The organism is Staphylococcus sp. GDY8P57P (assembly GCF_017892585.1).
GTDB lineage: Bacteria > Bacillota > Bacilli > Staphylococcales > Staphylococcaceae > Staphylococcus > Staphylococcus borealis.
In genome coordinates this window covers 65,755-72,452 of sequence record NZ_JAESLK010000036.1, presented here as the reverse complement: position 1 = coordinate 72,452, position 6,698 = coordinate 65,755, and the positions used below count along the sequence as shown (strand labels likewise).

The following is a 6,698-nucleotide window of genomic DNA, read 5'->3' as shown; positions in this document are numbered from 1 at the left end:
CACTATACAAACTATGTAAAATATCAAAATGCATTACCTAAGAAAGTCTACGTCATCCGAGAAGATGATGTAGACGTTTTTTATTATGTGATGCTTTTACCAGAAGAATACTAAAGGAAGTGATGATATATGAATACAATTAAAAGCACAATACACACAGAAGCTATATTCAGTAGTGATAAAAAACACCGCTACTTACTCAAGAAAACTTGGGATGAAAAGAAACCCGCTTGTACAGTGATAACGATGTATCCTCATTTAGATGGTGTATTATCACTCGATCTCACAACTGTTCTTATCCTCAACCAATTAGCTAATTCAGAACGATACGGTGCTGTATATCTTGTAAATCTATTCTCTAATATTAAAAGTCCAGAAAATCTCAAACATATCAACGAGCCATACGATGAGCACACCGACATTCACTTAATGAAAGCAATTAGTGAGAGTGACACAGTCATTCTAGCTTATGGTGCTTATGCGAAGCGTCCAGTTGTCGTTGAACGTGTCGAACAAGTAATGGAAATGTTGAAGCCTCACAAAAAGAAAATTAAAAAGCTTATAAACCCAGCAACAAATGAAATCATGCACCCACTCAATCCTAAAGCACGTCAAGTATGGACATTAAAATAGGAAAAAATTTACTTACTAATCATCCAAATGTATCGTTGCAACTTTAAGTACCACCTTAGAGGAAATAATTAAACTCTTTTTCTGCAAACTATTACTAATTTTAACCAAAATTTAATTCTCCCTCACCGAATAGTGAGGGAGATACACTGATATTTTTTTATTTAAGAAAACTTATATTAAATGTTTTCATAAATATTATATAATTAAAATTATTTAGGATCTGACACACATTAAAAGTTATTTACTAGGATTCCTTTAGGTGCTAGTACACTATGAACAGATTATTTAATGTTACCCTCTTTTATTGATGGTAAAACAAAAAAGAGAAAAGAAGCCAAGATAAAATCTGACTCCCTTCCATTAATTTAATTTTTCAACTAATTTTTTAATCGTCAATTTCTAATTACTTAAAACTAAAATTAGTAAATATTAAGCAAAGGTTATTTAATAACTTTGTCTATAACTCTTTGAGTTGCATTACCATCATCTAATGAGCAAAATCTTTCATAGAAATCTTCATATTTATCTTTATATTCATTAGTAATCTCATTAATATTGATTATACTGTCAATTACTTCACTAGTAGTATAAAGTAGTGGCCCTGGCAAATCTTTTTTCATATCTATATAAAACCCTCTTAATTCATCTTTATATTTATCTAAGTCATAAGTGTAAAATAAAACAGGTCTTCTTAAGTTAGCATAATCAAAGAAAACTGAGGAATAATCTGTAATTAAAATATCACTTATAATATACAAGTCATTAACATCATTGTATTTTGAAAAGTCATATGCAAAACCCTCGAACTCAGAAATATCTAATCTATCAGAAATAAAGTAATGCATTCTCAGTAAAATTATATATTCATTCCCTAAATCATTTTGCATCTTCTTTAAGTCAAGATTTAAAGAAAATTTATACTTTCCAACATCATGATACTGATCATCTCTCCAGGTTGGTGCATATAGAATAATTTTTTTATCAGTAGGTAAATTAAGTTTTTGTTTTAAACTCAACTTATAATAACTATCATAATTAGTTAAAATGTCATTTCTTGGATAGCCATAAGTTAAAATATTAGATTTAGGATACTTAAATGCTCTCTCAAAAATTTGCTCACTATATTTATTTGCAGCAATTAAATAATCCCAATTTCTTGATTGATAGTAGAAGTCCTGCTTATAACTTTTACTAGCTGAAGTTACATTACTCATATCAAATACTAATCTTTTTAATGGCGTACCATGCCAAGTTGACAATATAACTTGTTCTTCCTTTTTCTCTAACCATTTCGGTTGTCTCATATTTAGTACAAAATATTTAGAAATAGTTGCATAATAGAAATATTTCCAACTGAATCTATCAATTATTTTTACGTTTTTTTCTTTAAGTATCGGATAATCATTTATTATTTCTTTGTTATTTAATATCCATATATGCTCAAATGAGTCATTATTATTTGACTTTAAATATTCGAAAATTGCTTTAGGACTATCAGAGTAATTTTTCCCTAAAAAACTTTCATATATTATTAAGTCTTTACGTACTGGTAATTTAGTTAAAATATTTTTTTGTATAACTTTTTTTCTATATCTTTCATTTTTCAGTTGTAAGAATTTATAAGTATTATATAAATTAACTCTCCTTTTAGAGCGTCTGTATGCTTTAAAATAATTCCCTTGATTGATAGGATTAATTTCATAAAGATGTCTTAAATTTATTTTTAATTTCTTGGAAGGTTTTCTTAATAAATCATGTAAAATAATAAAGATCGGCTTTACAGTTTTATATGATTTTTTAAAACTCTCACTTTTGCATACATGATATAAATATTCTCTAATAGCAAATCCTTTAATTTTTCTTGCTAGTATCATATTAGGACAATTATCCAATGTTTTGTCATAAGCAAGTAACTTATAATAACTTTTACTTTCTTTGTTTAGTTGAAGATGTGAAGGATAACTAATACTATCATTATGAATCAATTTAAAATATAATTTCACTTTGGTTTGCTTAATGCTTGGTACTAAATTATATACCTTTAATACAAAATTAACATCGCCATATAAGCTATTAGTAGTATCAAATTCAACTTTATTCTCAATCAAAAAACTTTTTTTAATGATTAGTCCACAAGATTTCAGTCGATAATTAATTTTATCTAATAAACGATTTTGTTTTATATCAATATAACTATGGCTTATAATTCCTAAATTGTATAATTTATTTGTGGCTTCATTACTTGTTATATCTTCACTTTTAATATTATCTAAAAATTCATTAATTTGTTGAGATATTTCAGGTTTATAAAAACCATCTGCAAACTCTTTGAAAGTTAATTTTTTAGTATAATGTGTCTTTTTGACACCTAATTTTATTACTTCATCAAATGTTTCATCTATTATTTCTTTGGCATATATTAACGCGTTAGGGTGAAGATAATCATCTCCGTCCATAAATAAAACGTATTCTCCAGAAGCTTTCTGTATTCCAATATTTCTATAATATTGGGGGTTTTCTAGTTTTTGCTCAATGATAATTTTGTTTTTAAAATTATATTTTTCAATTTCTTCATTTAAATTTGTATTTCCATTATGTATAAAAATAACCTCAAAATCACCAAATGTTTGTTGGTTTATACTATCCAAACAATCTCTTAGTATTTTGATATCAGTTTCTTTATAGGGTACAATTATTGAATATTGCAATTTGTTTCCTCCTAGAATAAAATTTCACTTTTATATTAAAATTTATAGCTTTGAACAGAATTCTTTAGATATACAGCAACTCTAATGACATATTAATATAAATGTAATAGTACCAAATATAAAGTTATAGGTAAACGTTACTCACTTTGATTATACTGAAAATTTGACTTCTTATATTGTAATTTTTTTGAAAACTTAGGTATCCTATATATATGCATTATTTTTAGATACAAGCTATTTAATAAAAATGTAGAACAACTATAATTTTTATCATTGCATGAAAGTATACCCCAATCATTGTGATATATATCTAAAATAAAGAGTAGGAATTCAAGATATCAAAGTATTTATATACCTATAGAAAATATTAAACTGTATTGGATGTACCCACCATTTAAAAATAAATGTAAAATTCTTCAAAATAACGACATCTTACTATATCACGAAACCCGTTAAATCTTGATTATGTATAGTAACAGCATGTTTAAAAGATGAATGTCTATAATTCTTTTGAATTTGCTAAAAATTTCAAAATCAATTTGTTTGATGCCATTATTTTACTTCAAAATAGTAATTATTATTTGTTATAATGTGTGTTAATGATATACAACAACTTAAGTTTGTAAGACAAATGAGGAAGGAGCCGTTATGAAAATAATAAAATATTTTTTGCTTTTTACTTTTTTATATGCTACTTACATAAAGCTTATGGAAATCAATAATAAAAATATAGTAAATGACGTTGATATTGAATCTGAAGAGGATGAGTTACTTCAAAAAAATCTTTATAAAGATTTTGATGGAGAAATCAAAAAGTATTTAGATTTTTAAAATTACAACATAAGTTATTACAAAAATTAGAAATTTATTGGGGAGTTAAAAAATGAAACATGTTTATTTAGTAATTTTTGACCTAAATATCGAAAAAGGCGGAAAAACCACATCATTATTAACACGGGCAAAAACGTTTAATGATTACGGCATAAAAACAGATATTATTACATTTGATTATAAAAGTAATTACCAATCTATAATAAATAATCTCAGGTCAATAGGTAAATTAGATGATAAAACTCAAGTTTATAATCAATTCTCTTTCTTTGAAAAGAGATCATTGCACACACTAAATAGTAATAAAAATATCAATAATTATTACAGTAATATTATAGATAATAATATCCCAATTGAAATCAAAAAAAATAAATATGAGATATTTTCATCAACAAGTGGTGAAAAAATTGCTGTATTAAAATACAAAAATAATAGTGAAGATTATATATTAGATATTTTTGATAATAATAATAGAGTAAAAAGAATATATTCTTTTACTGGTTGGATTAGAAGAATTAAAGAATTTAGTACAAACGGTACCTTTAAAGCTGAAACCTTTTTTAATAGAAATGGCCAGCCTTTTTTAAGAAGAAATATTAATCCTTCAACCCAAGGAATAGAAGATATATATCTTTTTTCTGAGAATCAACATTTTAATAATAATAAAGAGTTAGGCAGTTATTTCATTAGTAATTTAATAGAAGATAAAAGTAGTAATATTATTATTTGTGATGGTACAGGTAGCTTAAATAAAGTTATTAATACTACTCATTTACATGTACAAAAATATGCGGTCATGCATACAACTCACAAAACTCCAACTGGCAAGATAAAAAAAGTTGAAGAGAATGTATTGAATAACAGCAAAAATCTTACAGGGATAGTATTTTTGACGCAAGATTATATTGATGATGTTAAAGAGGAATATAATATAAAAAACGCTTACCTAATACCTAACTTTATAAAAGAAATACCTGAAAATTATGAAGCATCTCCTAAAAAAATAATAGGCTGTATATCAAGATTATCAGCGGGTAAAGGGTTTGATTTATTAATTGAGGTTGCAAAGTTGGTTTCAAAAGAAGACTCAGAAATTGAATTTCATATTTATGGAGAAGGAGATTATAAAGAAAAAATTATAGAAATGATAAAAGATAATCATTTAGAAAATACCTTTAAATTATATGGATATACTATACATCCATATGAAACATTACGTAATTTCAGATGTGTCATATCAACTTCTCAAAGCGAAGTACAAAGTTTGAGTATGATTGAGGGAATGCTAGCTGGTAAACCAATAATTGCTTTTGATATTAAATATGGCCCTTCTCAATTTATCTTTAATAATCAAAACGGTTATTTGATACCTAACAAAGATGTTCAAAGTATGGCAGATGCTGTACTAGATATAATGCATGATACAAATAAGTATATTAAATTCGGTGAAGAGTCTAGAGAAATTGTTTTACAGGAATTTAACCCTTCCAATATTGTAAATCAATGGTTAAAACTTTTTAACGATAACTTGTAAAGGAGAGATATTTTGAAAATTTTAATAACTGGTGGAGCAGGTTTCATTGGATCACATATAGCTGAATTTTATGATTCTAATAGCTATGAAGTTTTTATACTAGATAATTTAGAAACAGGAAAAAGGGAAAATGTTCACTTTATTGACGAAAAACACTTCTTCAATGAGAGTGTAACAAATCAATTATTTATTGAAAATCTTATTAAAAAATATCAATTTGATATAGTAATTCATTTAGCAGCAGTTGTAAATGTAGTAGATACAATAAACAATCCTATAACATCGCATAAAGTAAATATTAAAGGAACATTAGATATTTTAGAAGCAAATAAAAAATTTAACTCAAACCTTAAAAAATTTATTTTTGCTTCTTCTGCAGCTATATATGGAAATACTGATTCTCTACCTAAACAAGTAGAATCATTTATTAATCCTGAATCTCCATATGCCATAGAAAAATATGCTGGAGAACAATACACAAAACTATATTTTAATCTTTATAATTTACCAACTACATCATTAAGATTTTTTAATATTTTTGGTCCAAGACAAGATCCATCATCCCCATATTCTGGTGTGATTTCAATAATGAATGAAAAATTTAAAAATAACGAAAAATTTACATTTTTTGGTGACGGGAATCAAACTAGAGATTTTGTATATGTAAAAGATTTAGTTCAGGCTATAGACATAGTTATTCAAAATGATAATACAAAAGGACATATTTACAATTTAGGTACTGGTATTCCGTCTTCCTTAAAGGATATATTTGACAATTTTACTAATATATTTGACAAACAAATTGAATACAATCATTCTATTGAAAGAAAAGGAGATATTAAACATTCATATGCGAATATTGATAGTTTATCTTCCCTAGGATATAAACCAGAATACACTATTGAAAAAGGTCTACTAGAGTATGTTCATTCACAGTAAAATTAATTTTATATTTTTTACTAACACAGACTAGTGACTAAAAAATCATTTTG

The 6,698-nt window shown here is 25.8% G+C and carries 5 protein-coding genes and 1 pseudogene; 5 read left to right on the top strand and 1 reads right to left on the bottom strand.

Translation table 11 applies throughout. The features are described 5' to 3' along the window. Together KA878_RS14400 and KA878_RS11100 are read left to right on the top strand one after the other, a co-directional pair. Positions 1-114 (top strand): annotated as a pseudogene (locus KA878_RS14400) (DUF960 family protein); the annotation flags it as partial. A 15-nt stretch (positions 115-129) separates the two neighbouring features. Next, positions 130-633 (top strand): DUF1643 domain-containing protein, encoded by a 504-nt coding sequence (locus KA878_RS11100; protein WP_210142163.1) that lies wholly within the window; start codon positions 130-132, stop codon positions 631-633. 440 nt (positions 634-1,073) lie between these two features. Here KA878_RS11100 and KA878_RS11095 read toward each other — a convergent pair whose 3' ends face one another. Further along, on the bottom strand, positions 1,074-3,341 hold the full coding sequence (locus KA878_RS11095) for a CDP-glycerol:glycerophosphate glycerophosphotransferase (protein ID WP_053022695.1): 2,268 nt from the start codon (positions 3,339-3,341) through the stop codon (positions 1,074-1,076). Positions 3,342-3,989: 648 nt separating this feature from the next. Here KA878_RS11095 and KA878_RS11090 point away from each other — a divergent pair. From KA878_RS11090 to KA878_RS11080, 3 genes are read left to right on the top strand one after another with little or no spacing between them, the layout of a single operon-like run. Next, on the top strand, positions 3,990-4,172 hold the full coding sequence (locus KA878_RS11090) for a hypothetical protein (protein ID WP_053022694.1): 183 nt from the start codon (positions 3,990-3,992) through the stop codon (positions 4,170-4,172). 52 nt (positions 4,173-4,224) lie between these two features. Further along, on the top strand, positions 4,225-5,706 hold the full coding sequence (locus KA878_RS14395) for a glycosyltransferase (RefSeq protein ID WP_245336756.1): 1,482 nt from the start codon (positions 4,225-4,227) through the stop codon (positions 5,704-5,706). 12 nt (positions 5,707-5,718) lie between these two features. Continuing rightward, positions 5,719-6,645 (top strand): NAD-dependent epimerase/dehydratase family protein, encoded by a 927-nt coding sequence (locus KA878_RS11080; RefSeq protein WP_053022693.1) that lies wholly within the window; start codon positions 5,719-5,721, stop codon positions 6,643-6,645. Positions 6,646-6,698: the final 53 nt, after the last annotated feature.

Coding starts and splice junctions, on each gene's coding strand:
- KA878_RS11100 (WP_210142163.1), top strand. CDS start 130: ATGAATACAATTAAAAGCACAATACACACAGAAGCTATATTCAGTAGT.
- KA878_RS11090 (WP_053022694.1), top strand. CDS start 3,990: ATGAAAATAATAAAATATTTTTTGCTTTTTACTTTTTTATATGCTACT.
- KA878_RS14395 (WP_245336756.1), top strand. CDS start 4,225: ATGAAACATGTTTATTTAGTAATTTTTGACCTAAATATCGAAAAAGGC.